The 263-nt window shown below is 39.2% G+C and carries 1 protein-coding gene; it reads right to left on the reverse strand.

Annotation, left to right across the window (positions count from 1 at the left end; all coding sequences use genetic code 11):
* On the reverse strand, positions 1-258 hold a 258-nt coding region (locus ACSV5T_RS09935), incomplete at its 3' end, for a 5'-3' exonuclease H3TH domain-containing protein (RefSeq protein WP_438321012.1).
* Positions 259-263: the final 5 nt, after the last annotated feature.

The following is a 263-nucleotide window of genomic DNA, read 5'->3' on the forward strand; positions in this document are numbered from 1 at the left end:
GATAGAGACCTCCACAGGGGCTGAAGTATTGATGGTCGCCAATTTCTTCGATAAGAAAGCTTGCTCTTTGTCATTTATCAGATTTTCTTTCATTTTGCTTTGCTTCATTTCATCAATATGCTCATAGATTCCTTCTACTGAGCCATATTGTTTCAATAGCTTGATAGCTGTTTTTTCACCGATTTTAGTCACACCTGGGATATTGTCAGAGGCATCTCCGGCTAGTCCCTTCATGTCAATAATCTGTTTTGGTGTCAATCCAT

Source organism: Veillonella sp. ZSJB6 (genome assembly GCF_051549505.1).
Classification (GTDB): Bacteria; Bacillota; Negativicutes; order Veillonellales; family Veillonellaceae; genus Veillonella.